Consider the following 19,956-nt stretch of genomic DNA (forward strand, 5'->3'; position numbering starts at 1 on the left):
CGAAAATTGATTTCAACAACAGGCTGCCCAAAACCGCGCTCCTGACGTAAAACCCGGGCTCAAAACACTCGGAAACAGGCCCTGCGAAACCCATGACCGACTTCTTCATCAACGCCTTTGCAACGCTGTTTGTGACCATCGACCCGGTCGGTCTGGCGCCAATGTTCCTGGCTGTTTCAGCCGGGATGTCCCCTGCGGACCGCAGACGGGTCGCGATCAGAGCCACGATTACGGGCGCGGCCATTCTGCTGGTCTTCTACGTGTCCGGACAGGCGGTTCTGAACGTTCTTGGCATATCCGTGTCCGCGTTTCGCGTTGCCGGGGGCATTCTGCTTTTCATCATCGCCATCGAAATGGTTTTCGGCAAACGCCAGGAACGCAAAACCGAAACTGCAGAAAAGGCTGTTGAATCGGTGGAATCCCATCACGGCACCATCAACGAAATTGCAATCTTTCCCCTTGCAATCCCGTTGATTGCCGGTCCGGCAGCGATTTCAGCCATCATTCTCCTGTCGAGCCAGGCACCCGACAAGGTCGCTTACGCCGGATTGGGGGGCGTTATTCTGATTATTCTGGGAAGCTGCCTGCTGGCCTTCCTGGCCGCGGAGCGCATCGAGCGCATGCTCGGCGAGACGGCCCAGCTGGTGATCACCCGTCTGCTGGGCGTGCTTCTGGCCGCACTGTCGGTGCAGTTCGTCGCAGACGGGGTCATGACATTCGTCAATACCAATATGTAGGCGAGAGACCGGTCATTCCTCGAGATCGACCGGGAACTCCTGACTTGAGAAGCCGTGGACGTTGTCCCGTGCACGGATCACGACTTCGGTAACGCCATCCGGGATCTCGACCCCGTTCAGCGACCGTGTAAAGGGCTGCTCATCCACATGCGGGTGCAAAAGTACCCGCTCCCCAAGCACGGTTCCATCGGGCGCGACCACTTGCCAGAGGTCCGCGTAGTGATCCCAGCCTTCGTCCGCATGCCTGATCGTGACAGAGAAGCTCCACTTGCTGTCACTCTTTGCAGCAATTGCATTGAGAATTTCGACCTCTCCCGCCTGAGCACTCCCGGCAGCGATAATCCCGCCGGTCATGATCGCCGCAAACAATTTTCCTGACTTGCGCATGCGCTCAATACTCCATCACCAGCACGTCAGCCCTGTTTTGCGTCCCCTCACAGCGTGAGCAAAATCACAAGCTTGTTAAACCGGGGACGATTTACAGGATTGAGCGCAAACAAGCCCGCAATCGGGGCAATTGGATGGCAGCGCGTGAACCTTTTATGGCGAATGCGCGCGGCGGCGAAACAAGGGCGCGAAGCATAAAATGCCCCCATGGCCCAAAAGAGCAGCTTGCTCCATAAAAAAGGCGGCCCGGAGGCCGCCTTCTCATGACAACAAAGTCTGCACCTATTCCGCAGGAACTGCATCCTTGGGAAGGTCTTTCGCTGCGTTCCCCTTGTCCTTCGCGCCTTTTGGCGGCCGCACGCGGTAGAACAGCGAATAGAGGACCGGGGTTGCGATCAGGGTAAGCACCGTCGCGAAGGCCAGCCCTCCCATGATCGTCACCGCCATGCCCTTGAAGAAGGCATCAAAAAGAAGCGGTGCCATGCCGAGGATCGTGGTGATCGCTGCCAGCATCACCGGCCGCATACGCGACACACTGGCCTCGACAATCGCCTGATACTTCTCCTTGCCCTCCTCGATCAGAATGTCGATCTCTTCCAGAAGAACGATGGCATTCTTGATCAGCATGCCGGAGAGCGACAGGAAGCCCAGCAAGGCCACGAAGCCGAACGGGGTATCGGTGGCAAGAAGCGCAATCGCCACGCCGTTGATCGACATCGGCACCATCAGCCAGATGATCAGGGGTTCGCGGACCGAGCCGAACAACAGCACGGTGATGATCAGCATCACAAGGAACCCAAGCGGCAGCTGGGCACCGAGGGAGGCTTGCGCGTCATTGGTGCTTTCAAACTCGCCGCCCCATTCCAGCTGGTAGCCAGCAGGCAATTCCAGAGCGTCGATCTGTGGCCGCACGCGCGCCAGGGCTGAAGCGGCGGTTTCACCGCCGGTCGGCTCGCCCATGACCGTCAGGGTCGGAACCCGGTTCCGGCGCTTGATCAGGGTGTCCTGCGGCTGCATTTCAAAACGCGAGACAATCTGGTCCACCGGAACATAGCGCTGCTGGCTGCCACTCCACACAAGCGTATCCGAGATGATCTCCGTCACCGACGTTCCGTCCGGGATCTCCTTTCGGGCAACGATCGGAATGGAATCGTCGTCATCCCGGTAGCTGCCCACCTGAACGCCATCGGTCGCAAACTTCAGTGATTGTGACAGGTCCTGTCGGGTGATGCCCGAAATGCGCGCCCGGTCTTCGTCAAAGACCGGCTGCACAACCAGCTCACGCTGACGCCAGTCGGCCCGGACATCGCCAAGACGGTTTTCAGGTGCGCTGAAGATTGCCCGCGCTTCGTCACCAAGGTGGCGCAACACATCCGCATCCGGACCGGAGAAACGAGCCTCCAGCTTGGCACCGGATGCCGGACCGAACACGATCCGGGTGGTAATCACCTGCGCTTCCGGGTAGTCGCTGGCAAACTTGCGGCGTAACTCGATCGCAAGCATGTCGATCTCTTCGCGGTCCCTTGCGCGCACAACCATGTGGCCAAACGCCGGGTTCGGATCTTCAGGTGCATAAGTCAGCATGAACCGGCTTGCGCCCTGCCCGACAAAGGTCGTGACAGCCGCCGCCCGCTCGTCCTCCAGAACCACCTTTTCCATGCCCTTCATGGCGCGTTCCGTCGCGCGGATATCCGTGCCCTGGGGCGCCCAGTAATCGACATAGAAGATCGGCGTGTTGCTGTCGGGGAAGAAGGCCTGCTTGACGCTGCCGAAACTGATCACGCAGGCAACGGTGATCCCGACAAGCGCCAGAACCGTCAACAGCCGCACATGCAGTGCGCCCACCAGGAACAGGCGATAGAAGCTGTAGATGATCCCCTTGTACGGGTCCTGGACCTGGGCCGCATCCGTGGTGCGGAAGAAATACTTCCCGAAGAGCGGCGTCACTGTCACGGCAAACACCCAGGACAACAACAGGGATATTCCGATCACGGCAAACAGCGAGAACAGAAACTCACCTGTCGCATCCGGCGAGAGCCCAATCCCGGAAAATGCCATGATGCCAATGACGGTCGCGCCCAACAGCGGCCATTTGGTCTGTTTGACCACCCGGCTTGCCGCCGGTATCGCCTTCATGCCGCGCTGCATGTTGATCATCATGCCTTCGGCCACAACGATCGCATTGTCGACCAGCATGCCCATAGCAATGATCAAAGCGCCAAGCGAAATCCGCTCCATCTCGATGTTGAAGACCCGCATCAACAGGACGGTCGCCAAAACCGTCAGCAGCAAAACACTGCCCACCACGATGCCCGCGCGCCAACCCATGAACACACACAGAACGGCGATCACGATGGCAACCGACATGCCGAGGTTGACGATAAAGCCGTTGACGGCCTCGTCAACCACCACGTTCTGCTCGTAGATCGGATGCATTTCCATACCGACCGGCAAGGTTTTCCTCAGCTCGTCGAGCCGGGCCTGCACCGCGTCACCAACCTCCACGATATTGGTGCCGGGCACCTGGCTGACGCCGATGGTAATTGCCCGGTCGCCATTGTGGCGGATCATTTGTTGCGGCTGTTCAGGCTCACCGACTTCAAGGGTCGCGATATCCGACAGGCGGATCATCGCCGTCGACCCCGGCTTGCCGATCACCAGATCACGGATCGTGGTGTACTCGTCAAAAGCCGTCGGCGTCATGAGTTGGATGCGGGTACTTCCGGACAGCCCGGAGCCGTTTTGCTGGATCGCGTTTTCCGCTTCCAGGACGGCAGCAACATCGGTCATCGACACGCCGAGGCTTGCCATCTTGTCCTGATTGACATTCAGGTAGATCGTGTCTTCGGGCTCACCCGTGACTTCGACCTTGGCAACACCCGGGACAGTCAGAAGATCCCGGCGGATCCTCTTCACGGTCTTGCGCATCTCGCGGTTCGAGTAACCATCGGCGGTAAAGGCGTAATAAAGCCCAAACACATCGCCGAAACTGTCATAGACCAACGGTGTGCGCACGCCTGCGGGCAGGTTGCGCTGCTCATCGGTCACCTTGCGCCGCAGCTCGTCCCATACCTGGGGCAATTCCTGCGAGTCATAGGTATCCTTGATTTCCACTTCAATGCGGGACAGGCCCGGCATCGAGGTGGAGGTTACCGTGTCGAGCTGCGGCATCTGCTGGATGGCCGTCTCGAGTTTTTCGGTAACTTCGGTTTCCACCTCATAGGCGGTTGCGCCCGGATAGGACGTAATGACCTGCGCCTGCTTGATGGTGAAGGCCGGGTCTTCCAGGCGTCCGACCGACGAGAGCCCCCAAAGGCCGCCCAGCAGGGCGATCAGCACGATCATCCACGTGTTGACCGGCTTTTCGATCGAGTATCGAGCAATATCCAAGGGATTGATCCGTTTCGTATTGTGACGGCTTAGCGGAGCGGGCGGACGGTCTGGCCGTCGCTGAGATAGGCAACACCTGCGGAGACAATTTCGTCTCCGATCTCAAGACCCGACGTCACCGGCAGGTACTCGCCGCTGACGGTGCCGATCTGAACCGGCTTTTTCGCCACTTCTCCGCTGGCATCGTCGAATTTCCAGACAAACGCATTCTTGTCGGCATCCACCGACACGGCCGAGGTCGGCACCATCACCGCATCGCCGAGCGGCAATCCGTCCGGCTTCACCTTGACCACGACAGCAGCGGTCATGCCCGGGTAAATCCGCATGTTTTCGTCGCGCGGCATCGCCAGCGTAATCCGGTATGTCTGGGTTACCTGGTCAACCTGGCTGGAATGCTCCCGGTATTCGAGCGGAAACTCCTGACCCGGCAGCGAGGGGAAATCCGCATGCATGGAGACAATCTGGTTTTCCGCCACCTTGGCAAACAGGGCTTCGGGAACATTGATATCGATCTGGATTTCGGAGATGTCCTGCAACCGCAAAACCGGCGTCCCAACGCCAACGGTGGTGTAATTGTCGACCAGACGCACCGATGCGATACCGTCGAACGGCGCGTGCAGTGCGGTGTATTCAAGATCCTGCTCCGCCCTTTCCAGAGCTTCAACAGCCAGATCGTATTCGTTTTTCTGGTCGTCATAGCTCTTCTGCGAAATAACGGCCCGGTCCTTCAACGTTTCAATCCGTTCCAGATCCCGCTTTGCCCTGTTCACCCGAAGGGTTGCTTCGCGCACGGCACGCTCGAAATCGGCCGGATCCAGTTTGGCGACCAAATCTCCCTCGGCCACGTGCTGGCTCTCGAGCACCGGCAGGGCCTCCAGTTTGCCCGGCACCTGGAAAGACATGTCGACAGTCTTCACGGCCTCGACCCGTCCGGTAAACCGGCGCCACAAAAATCCGGCTTCCTCGGAAACAGTGAAAATCTTCGCCGGACGCGGGTCGGCGCGAAGAGCTGCCTCGGCTTGAGCGACCGGATCCGGCGCGTCATCCTGACAGGCAGCCAGCACCGCGGCGCTCATTATGACGAACCCGATGCGCCGAACGGCGGATCCCCAATTCGATGTGTTTTGCATGATGTGTCTCAGCGCTCTTGTGATTTTGCGAGCCGGCTCCGCAAATGATTGTAGATGCCGGTTTGTTCTTCTTCCGAACGCAGCATGACCCCATGCGCATTCGCGAAATGCATGCCTTCAAGCGCCGACCAGATGGCCAACGCTTCATAGAAGTCCGGATGCTCCAAACGGATTGCTTCCTTGACTTCCTTCTTGAATTCCATGAACGGTTCAATCAGTTCCGGCGTCTTGAGATGGGTCACCAGAACAGCCCGGGCGACACTCTTGTTGTCGCGCAACCAGCACTCGGTGACATCGATCATCGCCGAAAGTGTGGGGCTTTTCGTGTCGGCGTGCTTGGCGCGCCCGGCCTCGATTTCCTCGGCAAAAATGTCCGCCAGACGCTGCACCATGGCCGCAACGAGGGCATCCTTGGTCGGAAAATTGTAAAGCACCCCGCCCTTCGAGAACCCCGCCCGTTCGGCGACGGCCTCAATGGTCAGGCTCAACGCACCCGACTCCCGCACCAGATCAATGGCGGAATCAAGAATATCGGTCTTGGTGGTTTTCGATTTGCTGGATGCCTGCATGTTCATACCGTCCGGTCAGTACAGATCCCGGGGTATAAACCGTCCAGCCGGTACAGACAAGTCTTTCGACTTCACATCACTGTGTCAGGGACCAAATCCGACCCAGAACTTGGTTGCCGGGACGCTCCGCAAAACCCAATTTCGAGAGCATAAACGCCTGCGCATTCCTTAAACGGCATTGCCAAACGATCGCGAAAGCCGCCCGCCTTTTGGATCAGGGGTTCATGGTTGCGGTCAATGCAGCTGCGCCGATCATGAAACCGCCCCCGGTCCGATTGAAGAGCTGCAGCCTTGAAGGGCTGTGAAGAAATGTGCCCAACGAATGGCCCGCCAACGCATAGACAGCCGATACCAGAACTCCGATCGCAACAAAAGTCGCAATCAGAAGGGCCAATTGCGGGACAAGTGGTGCGCTCTTCACCACAAAATTCGGCAGAAAAGCCATAAAGAACACAATGACCTTCGGATTGAGGGCCGTGATCGCAAAAGCTTTGACCCCGGCACCGATACCCGAACTCGCCGTCTCCGAAACACCTTGCGCGTCGAATGGGCTTTCCCGCCACATCTTTACGCCCAGCCATAGCAGGTAAAGGGCTGCAATCCATTTGAAAATGCCAAAGGCAAATGCAGAGGTCGCCAAGATGGCGCCAAGCCCGAGGGCCGAGACCGTTGCCGCTACCGCGTCACCCAAACCGACCCCCAGAATACAGCCCATGGCCGATCTGCTGCCTTTCGCGAGCGCATGACTTACGACAAACAGGTTCGTCGGCCCTGGCAAGGCAATCACAAATACCGATGAAGCCACAAAGGCCAAATACAGCTTGGGAGACATTCCGGACCCCTGTCAGTGGTCAATTGGTCCAGATCAGATAAGAGACAAACCTTTACCCGCAATGAGAACCCCAGTGCATTTTTCTAAATTATTATATATATTACAGTCACTTAATTCCTTAATAAGCCTATATTTACCAAATTAATAAATGGGCGCGTCCAGATAGTCCCGCAATCAGGCGGCCTGGCCCTTTTGCCCGGATTGTGGCACATTTGTGCTCCCTGCCCCGCCTGCGCGGCCCCAACTCCGATCCTCCAGCCGTTGTGCATATTCCAAAAAGGCTCCGGCCGGCATGGCAGCCGCGAACAGATACCCCTGGGCAGCCGTTACCCCAAGGTCCAGCAACCGGTCGATCTGCTCCTGAAGTTCGACCCCCTCTGCAATGATACCCATGCCGAGATTGTCGGCGAGCTCGACCATGGAATCGACAATGGTCGTCGAACTCGCGTCCGTGCCGAGCGCATCAATAAACATCTTGTCGATCTTGATGATGTTCACTCCGAGCTTTTGCAAATAGGCCATGCCTCCATGTCCGGTCCCGACATCATCCAGGGCCACCCGTATCCCGAGTGATTGCAGCTCGCCTATTATCTCACGCGCCAGCTCCATATCGACCAACGGATGGCGTTCCGTGACTTCAACGATGATCTGTTGAAAGGAAATCCCCGATCCTTCGAAAGTCTCCTTGAGGTCGTCAATGATCTCACGATCGAGGAAATGACCGGCAAACAGGTTGATAGACAGTTTCAAATCGGGATGGCCGGCATAGTAAGCACCCAATTCATCCCGGCATTGCACCATGATCGAGCGCGTCATGTCAAAGATGTGGCCGTATGTTTCGGCATAAGCCATGAACTGACCCGGCGAAACCAAAACGCCATTCGGACGCCGCCAGCGCATCAACACTTCGCATCCGCGCAAGTGTCCGGTCTCGATGTCGATAACAGGTTGATAATACGGAATGAACTCGCCACGCCCCACGGCGGCCGCAAATTCGAGGTCCGCCTCGCTTTCCGGGCGCCAGGACAACCAGACCCCCGCCCCGACGAGGACAAGTGCAAGTACCGCGCTGAATGCGGCAGTAATAACCTTAAGGCCATGCACGGAATGAAGCGCTGCCGAAAGTGGCGCCGAGACAGTGGCATTCAACGGGTAGTTTTGAGATGCTGCTGTTGAAACCAAAACAGAACCATCACCAGCGGTCGCCTGTTGCGCGGCGCCGGAGGCAAACCAAAGCAGATCATTATCCAGGGACATTTCCACGCGCCTGAAGGCACGCAAGTAATCCGGCCCCGGATCGGACGCAATCACGGCTGGTGTGAGTTCTGCAAAAAGACGCAGGGAATTTCCCAGTTCCCAGCTGATCAGCGCCGCTTTTGCCCCGAGATATTCGCGATCAAGCATCCCGATACCGACCCGGGGCGCATTTTCCCGCAAAGGCGGCAATACAGCCTTTCCGTCTAGCTGCTTGTCGGGTGCTACGCACATACGGCGGCCCTCGGTGTCAGCAAGGCCGATCGCATCAATCATGCCGAGTTCACCAACCAGCCGCTGATAGATTTCACGGTCTTCTGCCCGGCAAGTGACAATCGCATCCCGGTCGAGCCGCTGGAGGACCGATACGACTTGAGCAATCGCGTCCTCCGCCCGCTTGATATGCCGCTTCGCAATCGCCTCCATCTCGGACAGGGTCTGAGTCCTGGCGAAGTGGTCAAGGCTGGTATTGGCAAACAGCAAGGGAGCCATCGCCAACAAAATGGCGATCCCGATGGTACGAATGAAACTGAAGTATCGGCCAGACACCCGTATTCCTGCTAATGATGCGAACTTCATAAGAGTGCCCTGTCCGGGTAAACAACCCTTGAATAGTGGACTGCCGTAGCTTCGATTCGGAACTGCCGTCAATCAATTACGGCCATTTTTTGCGCCCGGCAATCCGCCAAAACGTGGATTTCCCGGGCACATCCACGGCAATTTGTGCATTCTTTAAAGTGTCAAAGCTTCAAAAAGTACGTACTGATCATAAATTAAAGGGCATCTTACAACTTGCCTCGCTGTTGTTTTTGCCACACCGTCCACCGGCTATCCGGCATTTTGGCACAGCAAACCTGGAGACTTTGCAATCATGGCTTCGCGTCCTTCTTCCCGCTCGCAAAGGCTGGCCTTGATGCTGGGGGTCTCCCTTCTAGTCACACCGCTGGAGGCATTCGAGCCATCCGGCAACCCGATCGCTGACAACTTTCTGAACCTCTTCGAAACGAACAAGGGCGAGGTCGAGAGCTACGGCGGCGTGTCAGAAAACGGCAACCGGGTCACGATAACGGACATACAGCTCACGGACCGGCAAAATGACGACACGTCCATCCAGATTGGCAGCACCACGCTCGAAGACGCAGATTTGCTCGATAACGGGCGCCTTGCCATTGAGCAGCTCGACATAGCGGACTTTGCGCTCCAATCCAAAGAAGCGCAAATGACTGTGTCCAGGCTCACCGCAACCGGCGTCACACTTCCCTCCCCCGAAGAGGCCCGGCTAGGAGTGGAACCGGACTCATTCGGCCCGACATACCGCTCGGCAGATCTCCAGGCACTCGAATTCACGGACAACGACGGCAACAGGTTCGACATTGCCAGCATCACGACATCAATCGATGAAATGTCCGGCAATCTGCCTACCGCCGGGCGTTTTGCGATCAATGACCTGACCATCAACAAGAACGATCTGGATGCGGAAGGTCAAAAGACCCTCGACGATCTCGGGTATGACAGTCTGTCGATCAGTGTCTCGGGATCGGGCAAATGGGACCCGAGTGCGGCCACTCTGGAAATTGATGACCTGACGATTTCCGGCGAGGACGCAGGCACCATGACCATCAACGTCGCCCTTGGCGGCATCACGCCGGAAGTGGTTGCCGAACTCAACGAAGCACAGGATGATCCGGGCAAGGCCATGGGGATCGTGCAGGGGGTGACGGTAGACGGCCTGTCGATCGCCTTCGACAATGCCTCGCTGATTGAACGGATGCTCGACAAGCAAGCGAACGAGGCCGGAACCGACCGCCAGGCTTATGTTTCCAAACTCACAAGCGCCTTGCCAATGATGCTGAATGTCCTGCAGAATCAGGCCTTTCAGGCCAAAGTGAGCTCTGCCCTCACCTCCTTTTTGGCCAATCCCCAGAACCTGACGGTGAGCGTACAGCCAAATGCACCCGTTCCGGTGCCGCAAATCATGGGATCTGCAATGCTCGCGCCTCAGACCCTGCCACAGCTCCTGAATGTCGGCGTTGAAGCGAATAAATAGGTCCCCGCCAACAGGCACCCTTTTGGAACCAGCCGCGCGGGTCAAGACCCGCGCGGTTTTGTCATTCGGCCGCCGATTGCCCTTCGAGCGGCTTGCCGGCCCGCTCAGGCTCCTGGAACTGTAACTCGCAAAGGCGGCGGTAGATGCCGTCATGAGCGTATAGACTGTGATGGGTCCCGCTCTCCACAAGCCGCCCGCGATCAAGAACGTGGATCCGGTCGGCATTGCGCACGGTGGCAAGACGGTGAGCAATCACCAAGGTCGTCCGGCCCGCCATAAGCCGCTGCAGTGCGGACTGAACCTTTGCCTCGGATTCGGCATCAAGCGCCGACGTGGCTTCATCAAGCAGCAGGATCGGCGCATCCCGCAACATTGCCCGTGCGATTGCAATACGTTGCCGCTGGCCACCGGACAGGCGCCCCCCGCCTTCGCCTGCACGCGTGTCATAACCGTCCGGCTGCTCCAGTATGAAATCGTGAGCATTGGCGTTGCGGGCGGCTTCCTGGATTTCCTCGAAACTCGCTTCCGGACAGCCGACCGCGATATTGTCGCGGAGCGACATGTCGAACAGGAACGTATCCTGCGTCACAACCGCAATATTGCTCCGCAAGGACGCCAGAGTGACATCCCGGATGTCCTTGCCGTCAATACGGATTGTGCCGTCATTCGTATCGTAGAACCTCTCAAGCAGTGCAAACACGGTCGACTTGCCGGCACCCGACGCGCCAACAAGCGCCGTTGTCTGGCCAGCCTCCGCAATCAGGGACAAGCCATCCAGTGCCGCCGCCTCGCCATATCCGAACCGGACACTGTCGAACACGACCGAGCCCCCTTTCACGCTCAGGTCTGCCGCATCCGGCTTGTCTTCCAGCCTCGGCTTGTCATCCAGCAGCTCATACATCAGGCGGACGCCGACAAGGCTCTTGCTGAGGTTGACGTTCAAGCGCGCCAGACGCTTTGCCGGATCATAAGCCAAAAGCAACGCCGTGATGAAAGAGAAGAATGCGCCCGGATCCTTGCCGAGTTCGACCACCGAGTAGCCGCCATAAAGGATCACCAGCGCAACCGCGAAACCGCCAAGCGTTTCCATGACCGGCGACGTGCGGGCAGTCAGGACCGCGATCTTGTTGGACTGTTTCTGAACATCGGCGACCGCCTGTCCCATCCGGCCGTGCATGACCGGCTCCACGCCGAAGGCCTTGACGATGCGGATGCCGAGCGTGGTTTCCTGCAGGACCGACATGATCTTGGCGGAAGACACATATTGGGACTTCGCATGCTTGCGGACACGCTTGACCAGACGCGCGACACTGAAGACGGCGGGCGGCATGATTACCAGCGCAAACAGGCTTAAAAGCGGGTCCTGAATGATCATCACCGCAACAAGGCTGATCAGGGTCAGAACGTCACGGCCAAGGGTCAGGATAACCATGTCCAGCACACTGCGGGCATCGCTTGCGCCACGGTTGACCCTGACTGCCAGATCGCCAAGCGCCATCCGGTCGAAATAGGACAGGTCCTGATGCGTCAAATGACTGAAAAGACGGTTTTGCAGGCTGGCGACAATGGCATTGCCGATCCGGCTCAAGACCACCAGCTGGCCATAGGTCGCCCCGCCCTTGATGGCGAAAATTGCCATCACCGCCGCCGCGATCAAAATGATCATCGTGGAGTCGCGATTGATAAAGACCTGATTGATCACGTCTTTCATGATCCACGCACTGGCTGCGGTGGACAAGGCGACAAGCGCCATGAAGCCGAAGGCAATCGCGTATTTCGGCGCAAATTGACGGCCGTTTTCCACGACCAGCCGCTTGATCAGCTGGAATGACCCTTCCGGATCCGTCCAGACCTGCCATCTTGCGGGATTGAGCACTATTCGTTTGCCCTTTCATGCTGCAAGGGCCGGATAGCCGGCCCTTGCTGAGACACTCGGATGTCCCAGTATGCCCCACTCCGGGCTTCGGGTCAGCTTTCCGGCAAATTAAGCCGCAAATGCAGATCGCGCAGCTGTGCCGGGATCGCCTCGCTCGGCGCCCCCATCATAAGGTCTTCCGCCTTCTGGTTCATCGGGAACAGCATGACCTCGCGAATGTTGGCTTCATCAGCCAGAAGCATGACCATCCGGTCGATCCCGGCTGCACATCCGCCATGAGGCGGTGCGCCGTACTGGAACGCATTGACCATGCCGCCGAAGCGCTTGTCGACTTCCTCCCTCGGATAACCGGCGATCTCGAAGGCCTTGTACATGATTTCCGGCTTGTGGTTCCGGATCGCGCCGGACACCAGCTCGTGACCGTTACAGGCCAGATCGTATTGCCAGCCCCTGACCTCAAGTGGATCGCCTTCAAGCGCTTCCATTCCACCCTGCGGCATGGAGAAGGGATTGTGCTCGAAATCGATCTCGCCGGTTTCCTCGTCCTTCTCGTAGATCGGGAAGTCGACGATCCAGGCAAACTCGAACCGGTCCTTGTCTGTGTGACCGAGTTCTTCGCCGATGATCACGCGCGCCTTGGCGGCCACCTTTTCAAACGCCTTCGGCTTGCCACCGAGGAAGAAGGCCGCATCGCCCTCTTCAAGGCCGAGCTGCTGGCGAATCGCCTCGGTGCGCTCAGGGCCGATGTTCTTGGCAAGCGGACCGGCGGCTTCCGTGGACCCGTCTTCGGCCTTGCGCCAGAAAATATAGCCCATGCCCGGCAGGCCTTCGCCTTGCGCGAACTTGTTCATCCGGTCGCAGAACTTCCGGCTGCCGCCCTTTGGTGCCGGAATTGCGCGGATTTCCGTGCCGTCCTGCTCCAGAAGCTTGGCAAAGATCGCAAAGCCGGACCCCGCGAAATGCTCGGACACGACCTGCATCTTGATCGGGTTGCGCAGGTCCGGCTTGTCGGTGCCGTACCACAGGGCCGCGTCCTTGTAGGAAATCTGCGGCCAGTTGCGGTTGACCGGGCGGCCCTTGCCGAATTCTTCGAAACAGCCTGCGATCACCGGTTCGATCGTGTCGAACACCTCCTGCTGGGTGACAAAGGACATTTCCATGTCGAGCTGATAGAAATCGGTCGGCGAGCGGTCGGCACGCGGATCTTCATCCCGGAAGCACGGCGCGATCTGGAAATACTTGTCAAAGCCGGAGACCATCAGCAGCTGCTTGAACTGCTGCGGCGCTTGCGGCAATGCATAAAACTTGCCCGGATGCAGGCGGGACGGGACCAGGAAGTCGCGCGCGCCTTCCGGCGAGGAGGCGGTGATGATCGGGGTCTGGAACTCGTTGAAACCGATGTCCCACATCCGCTTGCGCAGGTCCGCGACCACATTCGAGCGCAGGATCATGTTGTTGTGCAGCTTGTCCCGGCGCAGGTCGAGGAAACGGTATTTCAGGCGCACCTCTTCCGGATACTCAAGCTCGCCGAAGACCGGCAGCGGCAACTCCTTGGCCGCGCCCAGGATCTCCATATCGCGGATGAAGATTTCAATCTCGCCGGTCGGAATACCCGCATTGATGGTTTCATCGGTGCGCTTCTTCACCTCTCCATCGATCCGGATGCACCATTCGGAGCGCACGGTTTCGGCCAGCGCAAAGGCATTGCTGTCCGGGTCCACCACACATTGCGTCACACCGTAATGATCGCGCAGATCGATGAAAAGCAGGCCACCGTGGTCGCGTACACGATGGACCCAGCCTGACAAGCGCGTGTTTTCGCCAACATGGTCTGCGCGCAGATCGCCGCATGTATGGCTGCGGTAAGGATGCATGGTGTCCTCGATTTTATTATATCCTGAAAACTCTCAAGGCCCACCGAAGGCGGGCCAGTCGCGGCTGCACAAGCCATGCCGGGCACGGAAAGTCAAGAGAGAGGGAAACTGGACAGCTACCAAATGGCCGTTCCGGCGGAAGACTTTCCAGAGTTTAAGGCAAGGGACTCTCTACAGTCACTGTCCACACGCTTTGCAGCACACGGGCTTTCCTTCTAGCCAAACCCTCGGCTTCGACCCTGAAGTCACCGAAACCGCAGGCCTGTACCAATGACTTGTTCTATAACGCAATCCTTAGAACCAGGTCACCAATCAGGTCTGACCACTGCCGTCATCCAGCCGCAAGGCGCTTTTCCCAAAACAGCAGCCGGGCGGCGCGGGCATGGACCATGGCGGTGAGCGCGGCCTCGCTCATGCCAAGACGCCGGCGGTTCGAAATCTCTACAACGGAATCCTCGATGCGGGAATGCTCGCCGTTGCTGCCGCGCACATCCAGCCCCAGGCCCCGGCACAGACCGGACAGACGTCCAGACCGGGAAAGCTCCGGCAGACGCATCCGCAAGGACACGCGCAGTGTGGTCCCGGCATTGCTAGGGCACGACGCCAGATAACCAAGATTCCGGTCTCGGGCCCACTCGCCCGCATGCTCCAGCTCGGTGGCGACCTCTGCCAGAATGGCAAAGGCTTCCCGAACCGCTTCGCCGGGAAGCAGAACCACGATCCGGAGGGCATCCTCTTCGTTGATCCAGAAAGAAACCCTCCGGTCGGCGCTCAAGGCCAGCGCCCGCGCCTCCGGCCAGTCGCGGGCCATGCCGGCAGCCGCCATAAACCTGTCAGGCTCATGATAAAGCAAATGGGCCTTGCGCAGGCTCCGGACATCCTGATCCTGAAGTGTTTCCAGTGGGGCATGATCGCCCATGAACCGCCGGGGCAACTTGCTCAGGGCCGCCAGCACTTGCGCTTCAATGGCCCGCCGCCCGGCTGCGCTGACAGAGGCCGGAAACGGATGCCGGGCCGGATTGCGCCCGATCCGCAGGCGTGTGGACAGGACATGCTCGCCCGCCGGGTCCAGACAGCGCCATCCATCAAGCCCATCCAGTGACCAGTCATGCCCAGGCTGCCGGACGGTTCCATGCATACGCTTCAGCGCGGGCCGGAACAGCGCACGAAACATCCGGTAACACTGTGCATCTCCGGCATAAAAGCCGATCTTGCTGTCCGGGTTGGCCCAACCGGACCGCAGGCAATCGGCCAGACTCACACCATGTTCCGTGCGCAGACCAGAGAAATCCTGACCCAACTCTGAATATAAGGAGGATGTTGCTGTCGCCATGAGGTTCACTCTTTACCCGGGTTAACGTTGCCCGCGCATGTCACTACAGCTCTCACAGCCGCGGCATTGGCTCCACGCCTGATGACCCATGGCCAATCGCCTCCGCCAGGATCAGACACGCGCATGGGCCTTTGATCCGGACATCAGACTTGGATCGGCATGATCGTGCCTGCCTGGTTTTGGCAGCGCCATGGCTGCAAACAACCCGGCAATGGCAAGGCCTGCCAAGACAAACACGGGTAAGATCACGTGCTGAAAATGTGCGAGATAGGCGAGAAGGACCGTCTGGATCAGAATCACCGGCTGGAGGACGATCTTGACCAGAGCCAGCCCGTTTTCCAGATGAAGCCGGTCCACCCGCTCCAGATAATAGGCCATGGTGCCGATATAGATGATCACATCCCCTGCACTCATCAAAAAGAACACCAGGGCGTAAACCGCCGCCAGATTGACCGATGCCGAGAATTCGGTGGACAAGGCGACGAAGGCTGCCGCTCCGCCCGCCGCCGCTCCAAGGACAATGCTCCGCCTCGGGTCGGACGCCGGCACAAGACGCGAGGCGAAACCGGCTGCCATCCCGCCTAGCGAACCGGCTATGGCAAAAACGACCAGCGACCACGGGTTGGCCGCGTGCTGAACGGCTGCATGGAGCGCATAAAAGACCGCCCCGTATTGCACCGAGACCAGCAACAGCCGCATCAACAGAAAACGGCGGAACCAGGAAAAGCCCAGCAGTGTCTTGTAGCTTGCCCGCACCTGCCCGAAAAAGGAGGGTCGCGAAACCGAGTGCGAGGCGTTTTCCGGCATGGCGGCGGCTCCGGAGCCGACACGCACCCGCGCAAAGACCACGCCAATCAGAAGGGCAAGCACGGTCGCCATGGCAGCTGCCCACAACAACCGGACATGGACGGTCAGTTCATCAACTGTTTCGAACAAGAACGCCGGGACAAGAGCGATAACGATTCCGGACAGACCTGCAAGGATTTCGGTTGCAGACAGCATCTTGTGCCTGTTGGAGGGCTTCCAGACATAGGCCATGGCCCGCGCCAGCGCGATGTTGTGAACACCAAGTGCCACTCCGAGCGTGAATGCTCCGAACAGAAACGCAAACCCCACCATCGCGGTCGATGGCGCAAGCAGTGTGACAACGATGATCGTCGCAAGAGCCAGCAGGCTCATGGCGCAGCTCAACAGGAGGAAAGTATGGTGGTTCGGCGCACGGGCGATCGCCGGTGCAAACACTGCATTTCCAACAAGTCTTGCAAGTTGATAGACCGGCATGAGAATGCCGGCCAGAAAGACAGCCCCGCCGAGTGCTGCACACAGATAAGGCAGCACCAGCCGCGGGCTGGCAAGCTCGGTTGCCGCACCGCGCAAGGCATCATGCCCCACGAGAAGCCGCCCCTTCAAGGACTGCCTGTCCGGCTCTGTTCCGGATTCATTTTCACGAGTGTTGAAGTCCGGCAAGTTCCGCTCCTGACTCCCCTGCTCACAATTGGGTACCAACAAATTTCCTCTACGGCAATTGCCGCAGAATTAATAATATACATCTTGACAGGATCACCTTGTTTGGGTGTCTGGCAGGTGCGGGGGTTTCTCAGGTCATCTCCACGAAAAATGCCAATTTTTGCAGGACCCAAAAACGAAATGCTGTGTTGGCTGGCATTCACGACACGCGCTTGCGCATCAAGAATTAAGTTTCACGCAAACGCCTATGCATAAGCTTCGGCTTTCTTACAAATATTAGTGAATACTCCACCAGCTAAAGCCGGTGGAGTATTCACAAAAATTAATAACGCATTCATCTAACAATTAATTTGACCAACTTTACGTAGAGGAGTGCAAATCTAGGTAAGACAAATCACAGCAAACCAACAACCCCTGCTGGAGATGTTTGTCCTCGGCCTGTCAAACGCCTGCCAAGAGGCTGACGACGGGTTGATCAACGCTGTACGTGTGAACCTGCCGGACCGGCCACGGCAGCATGAATCCATCTTCCCAGCGTTGCAGCTTTGCCTTGGAGCAGGCGGAAATATCAGTGTCGCTGTTTACCGGAACTGATTTGGAACATACCCGTAAAGGCAGCGTTTCAACCGGAAAAACGAACCCCATGGCCGAATTGTTCTGAAGCCTGTTCGCGCAGAAATCCCGCAAAGGCCGCAAGAGCTGGCGTCTTCTGATGCCGGCTTGGGTAATAAAGATGATAGCCTGCCCATAATGGGCAAAAGTCTTCGAGGCATGTTTCCAGACGTCCGGAGGCAAGTTGATCGGCGACAATCGGCTCGAAAATATAGGCGAGCCCGAGTCCGGCCAGCGCCGCTTCCACCAGAACCGGCGCATCATTGACTATGACGCCGCCTTTGACCGCCACGTCGACCGGTCTGCCCCGGTCCTGAAAGCGCCACCTATAGATATCGCCGTAAGACGCCAACCGATAGGACAGGCAGTTGTGCGCGTCCAGATCCTGCAAGCGCACGGGCTTGCCGTGCCGTGCGAAGTAGTCTGGCGCAGCCACAACCATAGACCGAACATCCGGCCCGAGCGGCACTGCAACCATATCCTGCTCCAGATGCGTGCCAAAGCGGATCCCGGCATCAAAGCCGTTTGCGACTATATCGGTCAGCCTATCGGTAATGTCGAGGTCAACCGTCACACCCGGATAGCTTTGCAGAAACCTTGCAAGGGCGGGCACAACAAGCGCGCGCGCCGGATACTCCATCACTGTCAACCTCAACGAGCCCGCGACCCGGTCACGGGCTTGCCGTGTCTCCGTCACGCCCTCCTCGATCTGGCGAAAGGCCGGTGCCAGTGTTTCAAAAAGCCTCCGGCCAGCGTCGGTCAACCGGACGCTGCGGGTGGTCCGGAACAGCAGCGGAACGCCCAACCGGTCTTCCAGTGCCCGAACTGTCTGGCTCAATCCCGACTGCGCCCGTCCCAGGCGGTGGGCGGCACGCGTAAAACTGCCCTCTTCTGCCACCACCTGAAACACCGCCAGGTCGGCCAGATCCCGCCGATCCATTAATCACCCATGAAGATAGAGCCAATCACATTTATCAGAATAGTGTCATTATCTACGCAGCGCTACCTTGGCCACCCAATTCAAACAGCCGAGGTCTACATGACACATCTTCGCGAACTTATCCTTTCCAGCGCCATCGCCTTGAGCGCAAGCGCCGCCCTTCCCGCATCAGCACATGCCGATGCCAAAAACGTGGTTCTGGTCCATGGACTGAATATGGACGGCGGGGCCTGGCGCGGTGTTCACGAACGTCTGACCGCGGACGGTTACTCTGTCACCGTCGTGCAAATGCCTTTGACATCAGCGAGCGATGACATTGCCGCCGCCCGGCGCGCAATCGAAGCGCAAGACGGACCAGTGGTTCTGGTCGGACACTCCTATGGCGGCATGGTTATCAGCGAGACCGGGACCGGCCCGAATGTTGCGGCCCTGGTCTACGTCGCAAGCTTCCTGCCCGAAAAGGGCGAAAGCCTCGGCGCGCTGAACGCATCCATTCCGACGGACTTTGATCCGAGCGCAATCAAAGTGTCCGCAGACGGTTTTTATGTGCTTGAGCGGGACGCCTGGATCAAGAGCGTTGCCAATGACATCCCCGAGGCGGATGCAAACTATACTGCAGACTTCCAGACCGCGGCGCATACCTCGATTTTCGGCTACCAGGCAGAAGTGTCCGCCTGGAAGGACAAACCCAGCTGGGCGGTAATCCCGACCAGGGACCTGACGGTTGCCCCGCAATTGCAACACAAAATGGCGGCACGTGCCGGTGCTTCCGTCACCGAAATCGAGGCCGGCCACCTCGTGAACATGTCCCACCCGGATGCCATCACTGACATCATCAAACAAGCGGCAGAAACCGTCGATTGATGCGCTTGGGCGGCAACCCGTCCATTTATAGGCGCAGGCTGTCGTCCCGCCCCTGTTTCAGCTGGGCCAAACCAGAGACCGGTGCAGCAATGCGCCGGTCATCGAGCCGTCTCCGACAGCAAGGGCGACCGACTGGGGCATGTGGGACACATCCCCGCAGGCAAAAATCCCGGGAACCGAAGTTTCCTTGTTGTCATTCGTCCGAATCCGCAACCCCATGGGTGTTTCTTCCAAAGCACAGCCGATTTCCCCGGGTAATCCGCTTGAGGGTGCCACTGTCGGGACAACAAACAGACCGGCAAATGTCCGCACCCGTCCATCCGTCAGCCGGACATCCGCATGGTCCTGGATCCGCTCAATCGCTGTTTCCTCAATGGCAACGCCCCTGTTTTCGAGCACCGAAACGACGTCCGGTTCCAGCGCAAAGGCTTTGTTCACCAAGAGCGTGACGTCTCCCCATTCTGTCAAAAGCTCCGTTTGGTGAAGCGACATCGGCCCTGCGGCAATGACACCTATCCGGCCCCGGCTCAGCTCATATCCGTGACAGTAAGGACAATGAAAAACCGACTTGCCCCAGCGCTCGGATAGCCCGTCAATCTCGGGCAAACGGTCAATTATACCAACCTGCATAAATCAGAACCGAT

15 protein-coding genes are annotated in these 19,956 nt (G+C 58.3%); 3 read left to right on the top strand and 12 right to left on the bottom strand.

Features of this window, described 5'->3' with window-relative positions; all coding sequences use genetic code 11:
* Positions 1-92 precede the first annotated feature (92 nt).
* Positions 93-737 (top strand): MarC family protein, encoded by a 645-nt coding sequence (locus E1297_RS14605; protein ID WP_155139376.1) that lies wholly within the window; start codon positions 93-95, stop codon positions 735-737.
* A 12-nt stretch (positions 738-749) separates the two neighbouring features.
* Here the strand turns inward: E1297_RS14605 and E1297_RS14610 are convergent, their stop codons facing one another.
* The 6 genes from E1297_RS14610 to E1297_RS14635 form a co-directional block, all read right to left on the bottom strand.
* Positions 750-1,124 (bottom strand): hypothetical protein, encoded by a 375-nt coding sequence (locus tag E1297_RS14610; RefSeq protein ID WP_196223320.1) that lies wholly within the window; start codon positions 1,122-1,124, stop codon positions 750-752.
* 282 nt (positions 1,125-1,406) lie between these two features.
* Positions 1,407-4,514, bottom strand: a complete 3,108-nt coding sequence (locus E1297_RS14615) for an efflux RND transporter permease subunit (protein ID WP_155139378.1) — start codon at positions 4,512-4,514, stop codon at positions 1,407-1,409.
* Between the two features lie 29 nt (positions 4,515-4,543).
* On the bottom strand, positions 4,544-5,644 hold the full coding sequence (locus E1297_RS14620) for an efflux RND transporter periplasmic adaptor subunit (RefSeq protein ID WP_155139380.1): 1,101 nt from the start codon (positions 5,642-5,644) through the stop codon (positions 4,544-4,546).
* A gap of 8 nt (positions 5,645-5,652) precedes the next feature.
* Positions 5,653-6,213: a TetR/AcrR family transcriptional regulator gene (locus tag E1297_RS14625; RefSeq protein ID WP_196223321.1), complete on the bottom strand. Its 561-nt coding sequence runs from the start codon at positions 6,211-6,213 to the stop codon at positions 5,653-5,655.
* A 214-nt stretch (positions 6,214-6,427) separates the two neighbouring features.
* Positions 6,428-7,045, bottom strand: coding sequence for a LysE family translocator (locus E1297_RS14630; RefSeq protein ID WP_155139384.1), 618 nt, complete (start codon positions 7,043-7,045; stop codon positions 6,428-6,430).
* Positions 7,046-7,219: 174 nt separating this feature from the next.
* Entirely contained in the window at positions 7,220-8,878 is a 1,659-nt protein-coding gene (locus E1297_RS14635) for an EAL domain-containing protein (protein WP_155139386.1), read from the bottom strand.
* Positions 8,879-9,170: 292 nt separating this feature from the next.
* On the opposite strand from E1297_RS14635, the gene E1297_RS14640 reads away from it, so the two are divergent.
* Positions 9,171-10,346, top strand: a complete 1,176-nt coding sequence (locus E1297_RS14640; RefSeq protein ID WP_155139388.1) for a hypothetical protein — start codon at positions 9,171-9,173, stop codon at positions 10,344-10,346.
* 61 nt (positions 10,347-10,407) lie between these two features.
* On the opposite strand, the gene E1297_RS14645 is transcribed toward E1297_RS14640, so the two are convergent.
* The 5 genes from E1297_RS14645 to E1297_RS14665 all read right to left on the bottom strand — a co-directional run bounded on the left by E1297_RS14645 (position 10,408) and on the right by E1297_RS14665 (position 18,448).
* On the bottom strand, positions 10,408-12,222 hold the full coding sequence (locus E1297_RS14645; RefSeq protein ID WP_368669563.1) for an ABC transporter ATP-binding protein: 1,815 nt from the start codon (positions 12,220-12,222) through the stop codon (positions 10,408-10,410).
* A gap of 92 nt (positions 12,223-12,314) precedes the next feature.
* A complete protein-coding gene (gene aspS / locus E1297_RS14650) occupies positions 12,315-14,096 on the bottom strand; it encodes an aspartate--tRNA ligase (protein ID WP_155139390.1) in 1,782 nt (593 codons plus the stop codon).
* Between the two features lie 331 nt (positions 14,097-14,427).
* Entirely contained in the window at positions 14,428-15,429 is a 1,002-nt protein-coding gene (locus tag E1297_RS14655; RefSeq protein ID WP_155139392.1) for an arginine kinase, read from the bottom strand.
* 111 nt (positions 15,430-15,540) lie between these two features.
* Positions 15,541-16,896, bottom strand: a complete 1,356-nt coding sequence (locus tag E1297_RS14660) for a hypothetical protein (RefSeq protein WP_155139394.1) — start codon at positions 16,894-16,896, stop codon at positions 15,541-15,543.
* A gap of 622 nt (positions 16,897-17,518) precedes the next feature.
* Positions 17,519-18,448 carry a LysR family transcriptional regulator gene (locus tag E1297_RS14665; RefSeq protein ID WP_155139396.1) on the bottom strand — a complete coding sequence of 310 codons (930 nt, stop codon included), beginning with the start codon at positions 18,446-18,448 and terminating at the stop codon, positions 17,519-17,521.
* Between the two features lie 99 nt (positions 18,449-18,547).
* On the opposite strand from E1297_RS14665, the gene E1297_RS14670 reads away from it, so the two are divergent.
* Positions 18,548-19,312: an alpha/beta fold hydrolase gene (locus E1297_RS14670; protein WP_155139398.1), complete on the top strand. Its 765-nt coding sequence runs from the start codon at positions 18,548-18,550 to the stop codon at positions 19,310-19,312.
* A 57-nt stretch (positions 19,313-19,369) separates the two neighbouring features.
* Here the strand turns inward: E1297_RS14670 and E1297_RS14675 are convergent, their stop codons facing one another.
* Positions 19,370-19,942, bottom strand: coding sequence for an NAD(P)/FAD-dependent oxidoreductase (locus tag E1297_RS14675; protein ID WP_155139400.1), 573 nt, complete (start codon positions 19,940-19,942; stop codon positions 19,370-19,372).
* Positions 19,943-19,956 lie beyond the last annotated feature (14 nt).

The sequence above is a fragment of the Roseibium sp. RKSG952 genome (genome assembly GCF_009711355.1).